Annotated in this window: 15 protein-coding genes and 1 tRNA gene; 9 read left to right on the top strand and 7 right to left on the bottom strand. The window is 72.3% G+C overall.

Going from position 1 to position 17,397, the window contains the following annotated elements:
* Window positions 1–53: 53 nt before the first annotated feature.
* Window positions 54–827 carry an ABC transporter ATP-binding protein gene (locus tag AB0M76_RS12390; protein ID WP_365952833.1) on the bottom strand — a complete coding sequence of 258 codons (774 nt, stop codon included), beginning with the start codon at window positions 825–827 and terminating at the stop codon, window positions 54–56.
* A 481-nt stretch (window positions 828–1,308) separates the two neighbouring features.
* Between AB0M76_RS12390 and AB0M76_RS12385 the strand changes: the two genes are divergently transcribed.
* A tRNA-Leu gene (locus tag AB0M76_RS12385) sits at window positions 1,309–1,389 on the top strand.
* Between the two features lie 135 nt (window positions 1,390–1,524).
* Entirely contained in the window at window positions 1,525–2,373 is an 849-nt protein-coding gene (locus AB0M76_RS12380) for a Bax inhibitor-1/YccA family protein (protein WP_365952832.1), read from the top strand.
* Window positions 2,374–2,566: 193 nt separating this feature from the next.
* On the opposite strand, the gene AB0M76_RS12375 is transcribed toward AB0M76_RS12380, so the two are convergent.
* Window positions 2,567–2,797 (bottom strand): DUF4287 domain-containing protein, encoded by a 231-nt coding sequence (locus AB0M76_RS12375; protein WP_214958001.1) that lies wholly within the window; start codon window positions 2,795–2,797, stop codon window positions 2,567–2,569.
* Window positions 2,798–2,903: 106 nt separating this feature from the next.
* Between AB0M76_RS12375 and AB0M76_RS12370 the strand changes: the two genes are divergently transcribed.
* Window positions 2,904–3,269: a hypothetical protein gene (locus AB0M76_RS12370; protein ID WP_365952831.1), complete on the top strand. Its 366-nt coding sequence runs from the start codon at window positions 2,904–2,906 to the stop codon at window positions 3,267–3,269.
* Here the strand turns inward: AB0M76_RS12370 and AB0M76_RS12365 are convergent.
* The 3 genes from AB0M76_RS12365 to AB0M76_RS12355 form a co-directional block, all read right to left on the bottom strand.
* Window positions 3,253–4,119, bottom strand: a complete 867-nt coding sequence (locus AB0M76_RS12365; protein ID WP_365953178.1) for a hypothetical protein — start codon at window positions 4,117–4,119, stop codon at window positions 3,253–3,255. The genes AB0M76_RS12370 and AB0M76_RS12365 overlap by 17 nt on opposite strands.
* A gap of 383 nt (window positions 4,120–4,502) precedes the next feature.
* Window positions 4,503–5,723: an acetyl-CoA C-acetyltransferase gene (locus tag AB0M76_RS12360; protein WP_365952830.1), complete on the bottom strand. Its 1,221-nt coding sequence runs from the start codon at window positions 5,721–5,723 to the stop codon at window positions 4,503–4,505.
* A 146-nt stretch (window positions 5,724–5,869) separates the two neighbouring features.
* On the bottom strand, window positions 5,870–6,934 hold the full coding sequence (locus AB0M76_RS12355; protein ID WP_365952829.1) for an SGNH/GDSL hydrolase family protein: 1,065 nt from the start codon (window positions 6,932–6,934) through the stop codon (window positions 5,870–5,872).
* Window positions 6,935–7,056: 122 nt separating this feature from the next.
* On the opposite strand from AB0M76_RS12355, the gene AB0M76_RS12350 reads away from it, so the two are divergent.
* Complete coding sequence (locus AB0M76_RS12350) at window positions 7,057–8,442, top strand: cystathionine beta-synthase (protein WP_365953177.1); 1,386 nt, start codon at window positions 7,057–7,059, stop codon at window positions 8,440–8,442.
* 326 nt (window positions 8,443–8,768) lie between these two features.
* Here the strand turns inward: AB0M76_RS12350 and AB0M76_RS12345 are convergent, their stop codons facing one another.
* Window positions 8,769–9,134, bottom strand: coding sequence for a hypothetical protein (locus tag AB0M76_RS12345; RefSeq protein ID WP_365952828.1), 366 nt, complete (start codon window positions 9,132–9,134; stop codon window positions 8,769–8,771).
* 168 nt (window positions 9,135–9,302) lie between these two features.
* Here AB0M76_RS12345 and AB0M76_RS12340 point away from each other — a divergent pair, with 168 nt between their 5' ends.
* Window positions 9,303–10,145 carry a MurR/RpiR family transcriptional regulator gene (locus tag AB0M76_RS12340; protein ID WP_365952826.1) on the top strand — a complete coding sequence of 281 codons (843 nt, stop codon included), beginning with the start codon at window positions 9,303–9,305 and terminating at the stop codon, window positions 10,143–10,145.
* Window positions 10,146–10,244: 99 nt separating this feature from the next.
* Here the strand turns inward: AB0M76_RS12340 and AB0M76_RS12335 are convergent, their stop codons facing one another.
* Entirely contained in the window at window positions 10,245–11,609 is a 1,365-nt protein-coding gene (locus AB0M76_RS12335; RefSeq protein ID WP_365952825.1) for a diaminopimelate decarboxylase, read from the bottom strand.
* Window positions 11,610–11,713: 104 nt separating this feature from the next.
* On the opposite strand from AB0M76_RS12335, the gene hutU reads away from it, so the two are divergent.
* The 4 genes from hutU to hutI all read left to right on the top strand — a co-directional run bounded on the left by hutU (window position 11,714) and on the right by hutI (window position 17,242).
* Entirely contained in the window at window positions 11,714–13,378 is a 1,665-nt protein-coding gene (gene hutU / locus AB0M76_RS12330; RefSeq protein ID WP_365952824.1) for a urocanate hydratase, read from the top strand.
* Window positions 13,379–13,413: 35 nt separating this feature from the next.
* Complete coding sequence (locus tag AB0M76_RS12325; RefSeq protein WP_365953176.1) at window positions 13,414–14,604, top strand: allantoate amidohydrolase; 1,191 nt, start codon at window positions 13,414–13,416, stop codon at window positions 14,602–14,604.
* Window positions 14,595–15,935, top strand: coding sequence for a formimidoylglutamate deiminase (locus AB0M76_RS12320; protein WP_365952823.1), 1,341 nt, complete (start codon window positions 14,595–14,597; stop codon window positions 15,933–15,935). Before AB0M76_RS12325 ends, AB0M76_RS12320 begins: the two co-directional genes overlap by 10 nt.
* A gap of 128 nt (window positions 15,936–16,063) precedes the next feature.
* Window positions 16,064–17,242, top strand: coding sequence for an imidazolonepropionase (gene hutI, locus AB0M76_RS12315; protein WP_365952822.1), 1,179 nt, complete (start codon window positions 16,064–16,066; stop codon window positions 17,240–17,242).
* The last annotated feature ends 155 nt before the right edge of the window (window positions 17,243–17,397 follow it).

Here is a 17,397-nt window from a genome sequence, read left to right as displayed (position 1 = left end):
AGGAGTCCAGGTGTCGGGGGTCAGCGGAGGAGGACTGGCGGAGGGGCAGTCCCTCAGCTGGTGCGGCCCTTGGCGTCGAAGGCCTTCATGCGGTCGAGCACCCCGTCGGCGGTGGGGCTGAGCATCTCGTCGACGATGCGGCCGTCGGCGAGGAAGATGACGCGGTCCGCGTAGGAGGCGGCCACCGGGTCGTGGGTGACCATGACGACGGTCTGGCCGAGCTCGCGGACGGAGTTGCGCAGGAAGCCGAGGACCTCGGCGCCGGAGCGGGAGTCCAGGTTTCCGGTGGGCTCGTCACCGAAGATGATCTCGGGGCGGGAGGCCAGGGCGCGGGCCACGGCCACGCGCTGCTGCTGGCCGCCGGAGAGCTGGGTGGGGCGGTGGCCGAGCCGGTCGGAGAGGCCGACCATGGTGATCACGTTGTCCAGCCACTGCTTGTCGGGCTTGCGGCCCGCGATGTCCATCGGCAGGGTGATGTTCTCCAGCGCCGTCAGGGTCGGCAGCAGGTTGAACGCCTGGAAGATGAAGCCGATCTTGTCCCGGCGCAGCTGGGTCAGCTGCTTGTCCTTGAGGGTGCCGAGCTCGGTGTCGCCGATGCGGACGGAGCCGGCGGAGAAGGTGTCCAGGCCGGCGACGCAGTGCATCAGGGTGGACTTGCCGGAGCCCGAGGGCCCCATGATCGCGGTGAACTGTCCCTGCCCGAAGTCCACGGAGACGTTGTCGAGGGCGACCACCTGGGTCTCGCCCTGGCCGTACACCTTGGAGAGGCCGGTGGCCCGGGCGGCCACGGCCTGGGTGGTGCGGGGGGCGTAGTTCATGGTGGTCACGGAAGCGACTCCTCGGGCTGCGGACCGGGGTGCGGTCTGCTGATCGGCGGGACTCTTCCATCGTCGCTGCGCCGGTCGCCCCGGGGATCAGCCGAGGTGCCCGTTCCCTGGCCCACTGGAGTCTGATCGCGGGGCGGCCCGCCTCCTCCTCTGGTATGACAGCCGGCCGGGCGGTCCTCAGGGGCGGACCGCGTGCCCGGCGCTGCTCGGGGGCGGGGCGGGTGGCCTGGGGTGGCCCGGGGTGGCCCGGGGTGGCGGGAAGGGTGGCGGGCAGGGTGGCGCGAGCCATCGAAATCCCGTCATTCCCGTTTCGGGGGTGATCGCCGCCCGTAACGGGCCCACCGTGCGTTCTCGCGCCTGACGGACCCTCAAGCGCCAATAAAATCAGACAACATCGGATAGAGACCCCGCTGGCGACCTGGGCGTTCCGGATAGGCTCGGCGCAGCGTTCAGTGCTTTTGTACGGGAGCCGCTACGCCCTGCCCGGATGGTGGAATGCAGACACGGCGAGCTTAAACCTCGCTGGCCTTAGGCCGTGCCGGTTCAAGTCCGGCTCCGGGCACTCCCGCACCCTCCCGAATATCTCCGGCGCTTCGCCGTGCCTTCTCCTAAGATCCTCCTCCAGCAGTAGGGTGCTTTCTTTGCGAGCGCATTACTCTTGTTGCAAGGCTGCGCACGGTGGCCATGGAGGAGTGAGATGAGGAGCAGCAACCCGGTCTTCTCGCGACGGGGGTTCAGCCGCGACAGCGGGGGCTACGCGGGCTTTGACGCGCAGCACCAGCAGGCCGGGACCAACCCGTACGCGACGAATCCTTACGCCACCGACGTGACCACCGGCATGCCGCAGGCGCCCGCGCGCGCCGACGTCATGACGATGGACGACGTCGTGAGCCGTACGGCCATGACGCTCGGTACGGTCATCCTCACGGCGACGATCGCGTGGATCGCCATGCCCGTCGACCCGGCGAACCTCGGCAAGTCGTACGGCATCGCCGTCGGCGCCGCGCTCGTCGCGCTGGTCCTCGGGCTCGTCCAGAGCTTCAAGCGCAAGGCATCCCCGGCGATCATCCTGGGCTACGCGGCGTTCGAGGGCTTCTTCCTCGGCGTCATCAGTGCGGCCACCAGCACCTACCTCAGCGCCGGTGTGGTCATCCAGGCCGTGCTCGGCACGATGTGCGTGTTCGCCTCCGTGCTCTTCGCGTACAAGATGCGCTGGATCCGCGTCACCCGCCGCTTCTACGGCTTCGTGATGGCGGCCGCCATGGGCTTCATGCTGCTCATGGTCGCGAACCTGCTGTTCTCGGTCTTCGCGGGCGGTGACGGCCTCGGCTTCCGCAGCGGCGGCCTCGGCATCCTGTTCGGCGTCATCGGCGTCGTCCTCGGCGCCTGCTTCCTCGCCCTGGACTTCAAGCAGGTCGAGGACGGCATCGCGTACGGCGCGCCGCGCGACGAGGCCTGGCTCGCGGCCTTCGGCCTGACCGTGACCCTGGTGTGGATCTACATGCAGCTGCTGCGGATCTTCTCGATCCTCTCCGGCGACGACTAGTCGTACCTGTAGTCGTACCGGGTACCTGCGCCCCCACCGGCAGGGGGAAGGCCCCGCGAGCTCACCGCTCGCGGGGCCTTCCCGCGTCTCGGAGGGGGTACGGGGTCGGGGGCAGGGAATCGGGGACGGGAACGATGTCCCGGCAACGGGGGAACAGGGAACGAGGGGTCGAGGGGATCGGGACGGGGAGGGCTCAGCCGAACTTGCGGGCCGCCCTGCGCAGGTCGTACTCGTGGATGATCGCCTTGGCCTGGCCGTACGAGAGCTCGTGCGCACCGCGCAGCCAGCTGACCTTCTCCTCGAACCGGACGAGGGAGGGGCCGTCGTCCACGGTGCGGAGCCAGTCGGAGAGTTCACGACCGGTGGTCAGGGGGATTCTGTCGATCATGTTCCGGTGGGTCTGCTCGGAGAACTCTACGGACATGGGCGCCTCCGGAGGTATCGCCGTGCTGTGCTGTTCTCTTCACGCCACCGTGCCGGAGAGTTCGCCCGTTGGCAATGGTGCCGCGGCGGCGCGTAAGGTCGGCCGGGTGCTTGATACTTCGCCTCTGAGCGCCGCCGTGGAACGTTTCGCCGACCGGCTGCGGGCCATGCCGCAGAGCCGTCTCCAGCAGGGGGCCGCCGCCGAGGCGCTGGAGCTGGCCCGGGAGCTCTCCGTACGGGCCCAGGCGCTGGAGGTGCCGGAGCAGGCCGAGGGGGCGGCTCCGGCGCGGAACATGCCCGACGCGGGGGTCTTCGTGGTCGGGGACCAGGTCGCGGTGGCCGGGCTGGACCTCGCGGAGGCGCTGCGCGCGGCCGCTGCCGAGGAGCCCGCGGAAACCGCGAAGGCCCCGTCCGAGGTGCTGGACGAGGCCGTACGGCTGGTGGAGCAGGCGGAAGTCAGAGCGACGCGATGACGCGGTCCGCGAGGATGTAGACATTGTTGTCCGGGTCCTGGGAGTCACCGCAGGAGAAGGTCAGCGCATAGGCGCCCGAGATGCCCGAGCCGCCCAGCAGGACCGGCGCGGTGCCCGAGCGCAGGGCCTCGGCGAGGCGCTCCGCCGTCTCCCGGTGGCCCGGGGTCATGCACAGCGTGGTGCCGTCGGTGAAGACGTACACGTCGAGCGTGCCCAGCGGGCCCGGGCGGACGTCGGCGAGGGCCGTGCGGGCCTCCGCGAGCTCCTCCAGGCGGCTGACCGTGCGCTCGTGGTCGGCGCCGGGGGCCGGGGCCTGGACCGGTACGAAGTCGGGGTGCGAGGGGTGGCGCCGGCGCGCGGCGGCCAGCTCGGCGGAATCCTCGGGGTAGTCTCCGCCGGCCTCCGGCCGGGAGGTGCCCCCAGCCGCCTCGTCGCCGAGCACCGGCTCCAGACCCACCAGGTCCGCCTGGCGGGGCAGGAAGACGGCCGGGCCGTCCTCACCGAGCCCGGGCAGGCCGCCCAGCAGGGAGGTGGGGGTCTCCCCGGCGAAGAGGGGGGAAGCGTCCGCGGCGTCACGGGCCTCCTGTGCGGCCCAGAAGGCCCGCGCCTCGGCGAGCTCGCGCTCGCGCTCCTCGGCCAGGGCCTCGGCCACGGCGGCTCGTATCTCGGCGGCGGGGGAATGCACGGCACTGCGGGCGTGCGGGACGGCCGCACCGCCGCGGGCGTGGGCCGGCGTGGCCAGCTCACTGCGGAGGGCCGCCACCTGCTTGCGCAGGCCGTGTACAGCGTGCAGCGCAGCAGCGCCCACGGCCGCGGCGGCGGCCGTGGTCAGCAGTAGGGCAAGAGACATGGCGCTCACTGACTAACTCCTGGTTGATTCGATCCCCCGACTTCCTACATCAGAGTGTCCCGACCTGGGAATGGCGTGCAGTGCATTACGTCACGAATTGGACAGGGCTTTGGTCACACCAGGAGCTGGCGAATATGCCCTGACCTGGGGAAATGGCAAACCCCCAGGACAAAGGTCACATCCTGGGGGAGATTCGGTCACAGGTCGGCCGCGACGGGATTAGATTCGGCGTCAGTACGCCGCAAGGGATCAAGCAGATCCCTTGCGGCGCCTGGACGGTACCTGGCTCAGGCGCTCGCCTTGTGGTCGCGCTGATCTTCGCCACCGCTGCGGGCAGGTGCCGCCGCTCGTTCCTCGCGGCGACCCCTACCCTCCGCTCCGGCTCAGCTCAGGCGCTCGATGACCATGGCCATGCCCTGGCCGCCGCCCACGCACATGGTCTCGAGGCCGAACTGCTTGTCGTGGAACTGCAGGCTGTTGATCAGAGTGCCGGTGATACGGGCGCCGGTCATTCCGAACGGGTGACCGACGGCGATGGCCCCACCGTTGACGTTCAGCTTCTCCAGCGGGATCTCCAGGTCCCGGTAGGAGGGGATGACCTGGGCCGCGAAGGCCTCGTTGATCTCGAACAGGTCGATGTCGCCGACGGTCAGGCCGGCGCGCTTCAGGGCCTGCTTCGACGCCTCGACCGGGCCGAGGCCCATGATCTCGGGGGACAGGCCGGTGACGCCGGTGGAGACGATCCGGGCCAGCGGGGTCAGGCCCAGCTCACGCGCCTTGGTGTCGCTCATGATGACCAGCGCGGCGGCGCCGTCGTTGAGCGGGCAGCAGTTGGCGGCCGTGACCAGCCCGTCGGGGCGGAAGACGGGCTTGAGGCCCGAGACGCCCTCCAGGGTGACGCCGGCGCGCGGGCCGTCGTCCGTGGAGACGACGGTGCCGTCGGGGGTGGTGACCGGGGTGATCTCGCGGGCCCAGAAGCCGTTCTTGATGGCTTCCTCGGCCAGGTTCTGGGAGCGGACGCCGAACTCGTCCATGTCCTGGCGGGTCACGCCCTTGAGCCGGGCCAGGTTCTCCGCGGTCTGCCCCATGGAGATGTAGGCGTCCGGGATCAGGCCGTCCTCGCGCGGGTCCCGCCAGGAGGAGCCCTCGCTTTGCGCGACGGCGCCCGTACGGGCCTCCGCGTCGGCGAAGAGCGGGTTGTGCGTGCCCGGCAGGCCGTCCGAGGAGCCCTTCGCGAACCGGGAGACCGTCTCGACGCCCGCGGAGATGAAGACGTCGCCCTCGCCGGCCTTGATGGCGTGCAGCGCCATGCGGGAGGTCTGGAGCGAGGAGGAGCAGTAGCGGGTGATCGTGGTGCCGGGCAGGTAGTCCATGCCCATCTGCACGGCCACGATGCGGGCCAGGTTGTGGCCCTGCTCGCCGCCGGGGAGGCCGCAGCCGAGCATCAGGTCGTCGATCTGGCGCGGGTCCAGCTCGGGGATCTTGGCGAGGGCGGCCTGGATGATCGTGGCGGTCAGGTCGTCCGGGCGGACGTCCTTGAGGGATCCCTTGCCGGCGCGCCCGATGGGAGAGCGGGCGGTGGAAACGATGACGGCTTCGGGCATCGGGACTCCAAGGGGTGCGTCGTTGCGGGACCGCATGCGAAGTTACCGCCCCGTACGGTCGAGGTCACCGGCTTCGGCATGTGATGCCGGTCGCTCCGCAGGTGCAACGCCCCCGCCCAGCGCCCTGTTCCGCCCCGCTCCGGCACCTAGGTGCCTGCCACCTGGGGGCCCGGGACGGGGTCCGGGTTGGGTGGGGGTGCGGACACGTCCTCGGCCGGGACCCGGCGGCGGCGACGGTGCTTGAGGAGGGCCCACGGCCCGCGGGCGGCCGTGACCTCGGTGCCCGCCTGCCCGGCAGCGGCAGACGCGGCCTTGGCCACCGGCAGCATGTCCTCGTTCCGCGCCACCTCCAGGCGGTCCGACTCCGGCCACAGGGAGAGCGCCGCGCACAGGGTGGGGAGGACGGCCATGGCGGCGGTCGCGTACCCCTCCGCCGACGGGTGGTACGAGTCCGGGCCGAACATCTCGCGGGGGTTCGCCGCGAATTCCGGGCCCAGCAGGTCTCCCATCGAGACCGTACGGGCCCCCAGGGCGACGACCCCTATGGTCTGCGCGGCAGCCAGCTGGCGCGAGACCCGGCGGGCCAGCCACCGCAGCGGCTGGTACACCGGCTCGATGGTGCCCAGGTCGGGGCAGGTTCCGACCACCACCTCGGAGCCCGCGAGCCGCAGCCGGCGTACGGCCGAGGTGAGGTGGCGCACCGACTGCGTCGGCGGCATGCGCCGCGTCACGTCGTTCGCGCCGATCATGATCACGCACACGTCCGGCGGCGGCAGCTCGCCGTCCAGGAGCAGGCCCGCCTGGCGGTCGAGGTCGTCGGACATGGCCCCGGAGGCGGCCACGTTGCGCAGCTCCACCGGGCGCTCGGCCACCGCCGCCAGCCCCGAGGCCATCAGCGCGGCCGGGGTCTGTCTGGCCCGGCGCACACCGAGCCCGGCGGCCGTGGAGTCGCCCAGCATGGCGAGCCGCAGCGGGACGGTGCCCGGTTCCAGCCCGGGGCCGGCCTCGGGTCTGGCGAACTCACTCCCGTACAGCCCGTCCGCCCGCGGCGGATCGCCCAGCCCGGTGCCCACCGTCCGCTTGGCGAACTGGACCTCCGCCAGCACCAGCCCCACGGCGGCGGCTCCGACCAGCCCGAGCCCGCCGCCGCCGTACGCCGCGCCCGCCGCGATCCGGCGGGCCGTCCTCGCCCTGGACACCTGTCGAGCCACCTCGCTTTGCTGCCTGGCCTCGATGACCTACCTGCCCCGTACTGCCGGTCGGCCAATCCCTTTCCGCATACTCTGGCCGGACCTCCCGGAGAACCCGTGGAGTCCCCTCCCTGGAGAACATGGTGCAATTCCACGACTCGATGATCAGCCTCGTCGGCAACACCCCGCTGGTGAAGCTCAACCGTGTGACCGAAGGCCTGCAGGCCACCGTCCTTGCCAAGGTCGAGTACTTCAATCCCGGCGGATCCGTGAAGGACCGGATCGCCGTCCGGATGATCGAGGCCGCCGAGCAGAGCGGTGCCCTCAAGCCCGGAGGCACCATCGTGGAGCCGACGAGCGGCAACACCGGCGTAGGACTCGCCATCGTGGCCCAGCAGAAGGGCTACAAGTGCATCTTCGTCTGCCCTGACAAGGTGTCCATGGACAAGATCAACGTGTTGCGCGCGTACGGCGCCGACGTGGTGGTCTGCCCGACGGCCGTCGACCCCGAGCACCCGGACTCCTACTACAACGTGTCCGACCGCCTCGTCCGCGAGACCCCGGGCGCCTGGAAGCCGGACCAGTACAGCAACCCGAACAACCCCCGTTCGCACTACGAGACCACCGGTCCCGAGCTGTGGGAGCAGACGGACGGGAAGATCACCCACTTCGTCGCGGGCGTCGGCACGGGCGGCACGATCTCGGGCACCGGCAACTACCTCAAGGAGGTGTCCGGCGGCAAGGTCAAGGTCATCGGCGCCGACCCCGAGGGCTCGGTCTACTCCGGCGGCTCCGGCCGGCCGTACCTGGTCGAGGGCGTCGGCGAGGACTTCTGGCCGACCGCGTACGACCCGAACGTCACCGACGAGATCATCGCGGTGTCCGACAAGGACTCCTTCCAGATGACCCGCCGCCTCGCCAAGGAGGAGGGCCTCCTCGTCGGCGGCTCCTGCGGCATGGCGGTCGTCGCGGCGCTGAAGGCCGCCGAGGGCCTCGGCCCGGACGACGTGGTCGTCGTCCTGCTGCCGGACAGCGGCCGCGGCTACATGAGCAAGATCTTCAGCGATGAGTGGATGGCCGGTCACGGCTTCCTGGAGGAGGCGGGCCCCGCGGCGCGCATCGGCGACGTGCTCGCGGACAAGGAGGGCGCCATGCCGTCCCTGGTCCACATGCACCCCGAGGAGACCGTGGGCGAGGCCATCGAGGTGCTGCGCGAGTACGGCGTCTCGCAGATGCCCATCGTCAAGCCCGGCGCCGGCCACCCGGACGTGATGGCCGCCGAGGTCATCGGCTCGGTCGTGGAGAAGGAGCTGCTGGCGGCGCTGTTCGCGAAGCAGGCCTCGCTGTCCGACCCGCTCGAGAAGCACATGAGCAGGCCGCTGCCGCAGGTCGGCTCGGGCGAGCCGGTGTCGGAGCTGATGTCCGTGCTGGGCGAGGCGGACGCGGCGATCGTGCTGGTCGAGGGCAAGCCGACCGGCGTGGTCAGCCGCCAGGACCTGCTGGCGTTCCTCGCGAAGGGCGCGAAGTAGCCGCTGCCGGTGGCGGGATGACGCCGTGTCGGTATGTCGTCCAAAAGGTACGGGCCCGTCATGTGACGGCAGCACCGGCTTAACACGGCTCCGGCACAGTGGTGGTTGTCGGCAGGAGCGCAAACGCCCCGGCCGGCACCACCGAACGGCGTTGGCGTGATTCCGGAGCGGCTCCCGGACCGCGTGGACGCCACGGACGCGGCCGGCCCTGACCCGGCCCGTGTCCTTCGCGGGGACCGCCGTCGTCCCGCCCCTCGCGCTCGCGAGGGTGCGGCGGTCCCCGCGCACACCTCTTTTTCATTGGGCTCGGCTCGCCCGTGCAGCGGTCAGGAGCGGTGGCGGAGGCGTTTCGTCGCGTGGATGAAGTTCACGCCGACGACGCCCGCCCAGGCGACCAGCAGGCCCTTGAACCCCGCCTGCGTGGCGCCGATGGCCGACAGCGGGATCGCCAGGACCAGCGTGATGATCGCGAAGCCGAAGCGTTCACCGAAGTTGCCGTCCAGCGGCGACAGCGCGCCGCCGCCCTGGCCCCCGCGGACGGCGGCCAGGCGCTCCTCGGCCAGCCGGCGGCGGACCTGGGTGTCGACCTTCTCCACGAAGGAGTCCACGAGCGCGGCCTCGTAGTCCGGCCCCAGCTCGCGCCGGGCGTCCAACGTCGCGTCGAGTTCCTTCTTCAGCTCCTGGGACTCCATGAGCCCAGCGTAGGAACGGGCGCCGGCGCCGGCACTGGGGGTAGCCCCCGTATCCCGGGGCCGTCCCCACCCCGGGTCGTCTCGCGGAGCGGTCCGCGGCTTGCCGTGCTGCATAACCGCATGCAGAGTGCTCGGTGACTGAATATTCATGGGGACGGAGGGGTCGGGATGAGCGACAGCCCGGCAGCGCGGCTGCAGAAGCTGTTCGAGGGGCACCGGCTGACGCCCACCCAGCGGCGAATCGCCCACTGCATGGTCCGGGGTGCGGCGGACGTGCCGTTCCTGTCGAGCGTGGAGCTCGCCGAGCTGGCCGGGGTGAGCCAGCCCTCGGTGACCCGCTTCGCGGTGGCGCTCGGCTTCGACGGATATCCGGCGCTGCGCCGGCACCTGCGCGAGGTGGCTCCCGCCGAGCGCGCCGAGGCCGCGCAGGGGGACGCGTACAACGAGTACCAGCAGGCCGTCCAGGGTGAGATCGAGAACCTGCGGCAGCTCTCGGCGATGCTCGCAGACCCCTCGCCGGTCGAGGAGGCGGGCCGGGTGCTCGCCGCGTCCAGGCCGCTGCCCGTGCTCGGGCTGAGGGCGGCGTCCTCGCAGGCGCGCGGGTTCGCGTACTTCGCCGCCAAGGTGCACCCGGACGTACGGCTCCTCGACGAGGGCGGCTCGATGCTCGCCGACCGGATCGACGCGGCGGCCGGGGCCGGGGCCTCGGCGCTGCTGTGCTTCGCGCTGCCGCGGCATCCGCGGGAGGTGGCGGAGGCCCTGGACCACGCGCGGGCGGCCGGGCTGAAGGTGGTGACGGTCGCGGACTCGGCGTTCGCCCCGGTGGCCCGCTCCTCGGACCTGCTGATCCCGGCGCCCGTCGGGACGGGACTGGCCTTCGACACGGCGTGCGCGCCGATGCTGCTGGGCCGGGTCCTGCTGGAGGCGATGGCCGACGCCCTCCCGGATGCCCAGGCCCGCCTGGAGGCCTTCGACGCGCGGGCGGCGGCGCGGGGGTTGTTCGTGGAGTAGGGGCTCCGCCGGGGCGGGGTCTTCACCCCCCCACAGGGGCGACGGCCGCACGCATAGCCCCGCATCCCCGATGCCGGTCAGCGGTCTCCGTCACCCCGGTCACACCAGCCCGTCCCGCAAACCGCCCCCCGCCTCCGCCACGATCGATGCCGCCGACTGGGCCGGGCGGGCCAGGGTGAAGTGGACCGTGCCCCCGGGGGACGTCGTGAAGCCGTGGACCGGCGGGCGCGGGAGGCTGTTGTAGCCGTAGTGGGCCGTGAAGAAGTACGCGCCCGTGTCCGGAACCGCGATCAGGTCCCCCGGAGCCAGTTCCGGCAGTTCCCGGGCCGTGGCCAGCAGGTCGCCCGCGAAGCACGCCGGGCCCGCGATGTCCTGGGCGACGGGCGGGCCCGTCTTCGGGGTGCCCTTCGCGTCGTACGGCAGGATCCGCAGCGGCCACGCCGCCGGTGCGTAGACCGTACGGGTCGCCAGCTGGACCCCGGCGTGCGTGAGTGCGATCGGGCGGCCCCCGGTGGTCTTCGTGTACTCGACCCGGGAGAGCACCAGCCCGTGCTTGGCCAGCAGGGACCTGCCGAACTCCGTCACCAGGCCGTAGCGGCCGGAGAAGAGGGCCGGGGCGGCCTCCCGGAGGGCCGCCACGTACTGCGCGTACGTCGGGGTGTCGGCGTCCGACGCGAAGTTCACCGGCAGGCCCCCGCCGATGTCGAGGGTGTCGACCTGGCGGCGGCCGGCCGCCGCGTTGATCTCCTCCGCCAGGGAGTGGAGGGCGCGGACCCCTTCCGCGATCATGGGGAGGGGCACGCCCTGGGAGCCCGAGTGGGTGTGCAGCCGGGTCAGCCACGGCCGGTCCAGGAAGGCCCGTACGAGCCACTCGCGCGCCCCCGGATCCCGCAGCGCGATCCCGAACTTCGACGTCGCGGTGGCCGTGGACAGGGCGTCGATCGCGCCCGCGCCCGTCTGCGGGTTGATCCGGATCCCCAGAGGGGCCGCCGTGGGAGCTTCGGCGACCAGCGCGTCCAGGCGTTCCAGTTCCTGCCGGTTGTCGGCGTTGACGGCGATCCCGAGCGCCAGCGCCTCGCGCAGCTCGGCCACGGTCTTGGCGGGGGAGTCCAGAACGGTCCGCTCCGGTGTCACCCCGGCCGCCCGGGCCAGCGCCAGCTCGCCGGGGCTCGCGACCTCGCAGCCGAGGCCGCAGTACGAGAGCAGCCTCAGCACCGGCACGAGCGGGCACGCCTTCACCGCGAAGGCGTGCAGGACGGGGGTGCCGGGCGCCAGAGCGGCCGCGAAGGCGCTGGTCAGGGCGGCGGCGGAGGATCGGATCCCGGTCACGTCCAGCAGGCAGACCAGGGGCTCCGCGGCATCCGCCCCGCCCACCAGACCCTGCTCGACCGCGGCCCGTACGGCCAGGTCCCGGCGCGCCGCGGCGTCCGCCGCGCCCGCCGCCGTGTGCGTCTCGACAGCCATGTCCGTCAGCCAATCATCCGGCGGGTCGGCCCGCAGCTGTTGACTGAATCTATTCAGGAAGTCAGGATGTGAATAGATTGACCAACATCGGAGGAGGCACCGCCATGTCAGGACCCCGCCCCGTACGTGCTGCGCGAGGCACCGAGCTCAGCACCCTGGGATGGCAGCAGGAAGCCGCCCTCCGGATGCTGCAGAACAACCTCGACCCCGAGGTCGCCGAGCACCCCGACAAGCTCGTCGTCTACGGCGGCACCGGCAAGGCGGCGCGCGACTGGCGCTCGTACGACGCGATGGTCCGCACCCTGCGGACCCTCAAGCAGGACGAGACGATGCTCGTGCAGTCCGGCCGCCCGGTCGGCGTGATGCAGACCCACGAGTGGGCGCCGCGCGTGCTGCTCGCCAACTCCAACCTGGTCGGCGACTGGGCCAACTGGGAGGAGTTCCGCCGCCTGGAGCAGCTGGGCCTGACCATGTACGGCCAGATGACCGCCGGCTCCTGGATCTACATCGGCACCCAGGGCATCCTGCAGGGCACGTACGAGACCTTCGCGGCCGTCGCGGCCAAGAAGTTCGGCGGCACCCTCGCCGGCACCATCACCCTCACCGCGGGCCTCGGCGGCATGGGCGGCGCCCAGCCGCTGGCCGTGACGATGAACGACGGCGTCGCGATCTGCATCGACGTCGACCCGCGCGCCATCGAGCGCCGCATCGAGCACCGCTACCTGGACGTGAAGGCCGACAACCTGCGGCACGCGCTGCAGCTCGCGGTCGAGGCGCGCGACGCCCGCAAGCCCCTCTCCATCGGCCTGCTCGGCAACGCGGCCGAGCTCCTCCCGCAGATGCTCGCCGAGGGCGCCCCGATCGACATCGTGACGGACCAGACCTCCGCGCACGACCCGCTCGCGTACCTGCCGATCGGCGTCGACTTCGACGACATGGCGGCGTATGCGGCCAAGGACCCGGCCGGTTTCACCACGCGGGCCCGCGAGTCGATGGCGAAGCACGTCGAGGCCATGGTCGGCTTCATGGACGCCGGCTCCGAGGTCTTCGACTACGGCAACTCCATCCGCGGCGAGGCGCAGCTGGCCGGCTACGACCGCGCGTTCGCCTTCCCCGGCTTCGTCCCGGCGTACATCCGCCCGCTGTTCTGCGAGGGCAAGGGCCCGTTCCGCTGGGCGGCCCTGTCCGGCGAGGCCTCGGACATCCACAAGACCGACAAGGCGATGCTGGAGCTCTTCCCGGAGAACGAGTCGCTGCACCGCTGGATCAAGATGGCCGGCGAGCGCGTCCACTTCCAGGGCCTGCCGGCGCGCATCTGCTGGCTCGGCTACGGCGAGCGCGACAAGGCGGGCGAGCGCTTCAACGAGATGGTGGCCGACGGCACCCTCGCCGCCCCGCTGGCCATCGGCCGCGACCACCTCGACTGCGGTTCCGTGGCCTCCCCGTACCGCGAGACCGAGGCCATGCTCGACGGCTCCGACGCGATCGCCGACTGGCCGCTGCTCAACGCCATGGTCAACGTCGCCTCCGGCGCGTCCTGGGTCTCGATCCACCACGGCGGCGGCGTCGGCATGGGCCGCTCGATCCACGCCGGCCAGGTCACCGTCGCCGACGGCACCAAGCTCGCGGGCGAGAAGATCCGCCGCGTCCTCACCAACGACCCGGGCATGGGCGTCATCCGCCACGTCGACGCGGGCTACGACATCGCCGAGTCGGTGGCCGACGAGCGCGGCGTCCGCGTCCCCATGCGCGAGGGCGACGACGCGTGAGCGACAACCCCGCAGGGGCGGCCTCGTTCCACAGCATGTGGAACGAGCTCGCCCCCCTCGGCCGGCACGCCGACTCCGGCGGGTACCGCCGCTACGCGTGGACCGGTGCCGACGCCGACTGCCGGACCTGGTTCCAGGCCCAGGCGGAGGCCCGCGGCCTCGCCTACGAGACCGACCGCAACGGCAACCAGTGGGCCTGGCTCGGCGACCCCCTCGCCGGTGACGCCGTCGTTACCGGCTCCCATCTGGACTCCGTCCCCGACGGCGGCGCCTTCGACGGCCCCCTCGGCGTGGTGTCCTCCTTCGCCGCCCTGGACGAACTCCGCAGGAGGGGCGCGGAGTTCGCCAGGCCCCTGGCCATCACCAACTTCGGTGACGAGGAAGGGGCCCGCTTCGGCCTCGCCTGCGTCGGCTCCCGGCTCGCCGCCGGGCAGCTGACCAAGGAGAAGGCGTACGAGCTCCGCGACGCCGACGGAATCAGCCTGCCCCAGGCCATGGAGGCCGCCGGGTACGACCCCGACACCATCGGGGCCGACCCGGAGCGCCTCGCCCGCATCGGCGCGTTCGTCGAGCTCCACGTGGAGCAGGGCCGGGCCCTGGACCTGTCCGGCGACGCCGTCGGCATCGCGTCCGCGATCTGGCCGCACGGCCGCTGGCGGTTCGACTTCCACGGCGAGGCCAACCACGCCGGCACCACCCGCCTCGTGGACCGGCGCGACCCGATGCTCACGTACGCGGCGACCGTCCTGGCCGCCCGTACCGAGGCCTCCCTCGCCGGCGCCGTCGCGACCTTCGGCAAGATCGCCGTCGAGCCGAACGGGGTCAACGCCATCCCGTCGCTCGTCCGCGGCTGGCTCGACTCCCGCGCCGCCGACCAGGCCACCCTCGACGCGGTGGTCACCGCCGTCGAGAAGGCGGCCCGCGAGCGCGCCGACCAGGACGGCATCGACCTGGCCATCGTCCGGGAGTCCTTCACCCCGGTCGTCGAGTTCGAGCACGCCCTGCGCGACGAGATGAACCGGATCCTCGGCGGCTCCGTCCCCGTCCTCGGCACCGGGGCGGGACACGACGCCGGAATCCTCTCCGCCGCCGTCCCGACCGCGATGCTGTTCGTACGGAACCCGACCGGCGTCTCCCACTCGCCGAAGGAGTTCGCTCCCGAGGACGACTGCGTGGCCGGCGTCCTCGCCCTCGCCGACGTACTGGAAGGTCTCGCGTGCCGCTGAAGACGTACTGGTTGGAACACGCCTGGCTCGGCACCCACGTCGAGCCGGGCGTGGCCCTCGAGGCCGGCGCCGACGGGCGGATCGCCGCCCTGCGCGCCGGGGTCGAGACCCCGCCGCCGGGCGCCGAGGTGCTGCGCGGCCTGACCGTCCCCGGGCTGGCCAACGCGCACAGCCATGCCTTCCACCGGGCGCTGCGCTCCCTGGTGCAGGTGGGCTCCGGGACCTTCTGGACCTGGCGCGAGTTCATGTACCAGGTCGCCCAGAACCTCACCCCCGACACGTACTTCGCGCTCGCGCGGGCGGTGTACGCGGAGATGGCGCTGGCCGGCATCACCAACGTCGGCGAGTTCCACTACGTCCACCACGCGCCCGGCGGCGTCCCGTACGCGGACCCGAACGCCATGGGCGAGGCGCTGATCGAGGCGGCCGCCGAGGCGGGCATCCGGATCACGCTGCTCGACACGGCGTACCTGTCGTCGGGCTTCGGCGAGGCGCCGAACCCGCACCAGCTGCGGTTCTCCGACGGGACGGCCGACGCCTGGGCCGAGCGCGTCTCGGCGCTCAAGCCCCGCGAGCACGCCCTGATCGGGGCGGCGATCCACTCCGTGCGCGCCGTACCGGCCGGGCAACTGGCCACGGTCGCCCGCTGGGCCGAGGAGCGGCAGGCCCCGCTGCACGTCCACCTCTCCGAGCAGACCGCCGAGAACGAGGCCTGCCAGGCCGCGCACGGGCGTACCCCGACCCAGCTCCTGGCCGACCACGGGGTGCTCGGCCCGCGGACCACCGGCGTCCACAACACGCACCTGACGGACGGGGACATCGCGCTGCTGGGCGGCACCACGACCGGTACGTGCATGTGCCCCACGACGGAGCGGGACCTCGCCGACGGCATCGGCCCGGCCCGGCGGCTCCAGCACGCGGGCAGCCCGCTCTCGCTGGGCAGCGACAGCCATGCGGTGATCGACCTGCTGGAGGAGGCGCGGGCGATGGAGCTCAACGAGCGCCTGCGCAGCCGGACCCGGGGCCACTGGACGGCGAACGCGCTGCTGACGGCGGCCACCGCCGATGGCCATGCGGCCCTTGGTCTGGCCGACGCGGGGCGCCTGGAGGCGGGTGCGCTCGCGGACTTCACCACGATCGCCCTGGACTCCGTCCGTACGGCGGGGCCGCTGCCGAGGCTCGGCGCGGAGACGGCCGTCTTCGCGGCGACGGCCGCCGATGTCCGGCACACGGTGGTGGGCGGCCGCCACATCGTCCGCGACGGGTCGCACACCCTCGTCCCGGATGTCCCGTCGGCCCTGTCCGAGTCCATCGCCGCCCTCCGCGGCTGACGTTGCTGTCCCCCACCCCGCCCCGTCCCGAAACCGGGCTCTGCCCGGACCCGTTCGAGGACCAGGTCCGGGCAGAGCCCGGGAAACGGAGAAAGGGCGGGGCGGGGAGAGAAACCTCGAGAGGAACCATGACCACCACCCTCGTCACCAACATCGGCAGCCTCGTCACCAACGACCCCGCCCTCGGCGACGGCAGCCCCCTCGGCCTGGTCCAGGACGCGGCGGTCGTCATCGACGGCGAGACCATCGCCTGGGTCGGCCCCGCCGACAGCGCGCCGGCCGCCGACTCCGCGTTCGACGCGCAGGGCCGAGCCCTCATCCCCGGCTTCGTCGACTCCCACTCGCACCTCGTCTTCGCCGGCGACCGCACCGCCGAGTTCAACGCCCGGATGTCCGGGCGCAGCTACTCCGCCGGCGGCATCCGCACCACCGTCGCCGCCACCCGCGCCGCCACCGACGCCGAGCTCGAGGCCAACCTGCTGCGCCACCTCGACGAGGCGCGCCGCCAGGGCACCACCACGTTTGAGACCAAGTCCGGCTACGGCCTCACGGTCGAGGACGAGGCCCGCGCCCTGCGCATCGCCGCCGCGCACACCGAGGAGGTCACCTACCTCGGCGCGCACATCGTGTCCCCCGACTACGCCGAGGACCCGGCCGGCTACGTCGACCTCGTCACCGGCGAGATGCTGGCGGCCTGCGCCCCGTACGCCCGCTGGGTGGACGTGTTCTGCGAGAAGGGGGCCTTCGACGGCGACCAGGCCCGCGCGATCCTCACCGCCGGCGCCGCCGCCGGGCTGATCCCGCGCGTCCACGCCAACCAGCTGTCCTACGGCCCCGGCGTGCAGCTCGCCGTCGAGCTGGAGGCGGCCTCCGCCGACCACTGCACCCACCTCACCGACGCCGACGTCGACGCCCTCGTACAGGCTGCGGACACCACCGTCGCGACGCTGCTGCCCGGCGCCGAGTTCTCCACCCGCGCCCAGTGGCCCGACGCCCGCCGCCTCATCGACGCGGGCGCCACCGTCGCGCTGTCCACCGACTGCAACCCGGGCTCCTCGTACACGAGTTCCATGCCGTTCTGCATCGCGCTCGCGGTCCGGGACATGCGGATGACCCCGGACGAGGCGCTGTGGGCGGCCACCGCCGGCGGTGCGCGGGCGCTGCGCCGCACCGACATCGGCCGGATCGCCCCCGGAGCCCGCGCCGACCTGGCCCTCCTGGAGGCTCCGAGCCACGTCCACCTGGCGTACCGCCCCGGTGTCCCGCTCGTCTCCGCCGTCTGGCAGCGAGGCGTCCGAGCCGCCTGAACGACGTCTGAACGACGTCTGAACGACCGCCGATACGCCCGGACATGGCCTGAATCCAGGCGGCCGAAAGGCCGTGGATCCAGGCCTGTCCTGTGTCTTCCCTCCGTAAGGTCCCGGGCGTACCTTGAGCCACCAATCTGATGTGTCGTCAGTAA

The sequence above is a fragment of the Streptomyces sp. NPDC051364 genome (assembly GCF_040682115.1).
Classification (GTDB): domain Bacteria; phylum Actinomycetota; class Actinomycetes; order Streptomycetales; family Streptomycetaceae; genus Streptomyces.
The sequence above is the reverse complement of the archived record's forward strand: the minus strand, read 5'-3'. Positions and strand labels throughout refer to the sequence as shown.